Source organism: Lacticaseibacillus manihotivorans DSM 13343 = JCM 12514 (genome assembly GCF_001435035.1).
Taxonomy (GTDB): Bacteria; Bacillota; Bacilli; order Lactobacillales; family Lactobacillaceae; genus Lacticaseibacillus; species Lacticaseibacillus manihotivorans.
This window is the reverse complement of sequence record NZ_AZEU01000228.1, coordinates 1-300: the sequence shown is the minus strand read 5'-3', so window position 1 is coordinate 300 and position 300 is coordinate 1. Positions and strand designations below refer to the sequence as shown.

Annotated in this window: 1 protein-coding gene; it reads right to left on the bottom strand. The window is 55.3% G+C overall.

All coding sequences use genetic code 11. The annotated features are described in order from the left end of the window. Positions 1-300, bottom strand: a 300-nt coding sequence (locus FD01_RS12040; RefSeq protein ID WP_191981528.1) for a UPF0236 family transposase-like protein, incomplete at both ends; no start/stop codon positions are given.

The window sequence follows — 300 nt, the reverse complement described above, 5'->3', positions numbered from 1 at the left end:
CGCAAATCGTAGTGCTGGTCGATGTATGACCTGGCTTCATCAAAGACCTTCTCGTGTGACAGCCCGGTGATGCTATGCCGGTTGATCAACTGGTGCCGCTTGCCTGACTGCGTCACGCCTTCACTGATTTGGACGCGATGAACCATTACCTGAGTGCCATGCTTCAGCTCCACCTCAAAGGCATCGCCTTCGATGAACAGTTGCGGTATTGCTCGCCGGTCTACCTCCACCGTGACGTACTTGGCCTCGGCTTCACGTACCGTGTCTAGCTCTTGTCCAGCCTCGCGCACTAAGTTATCC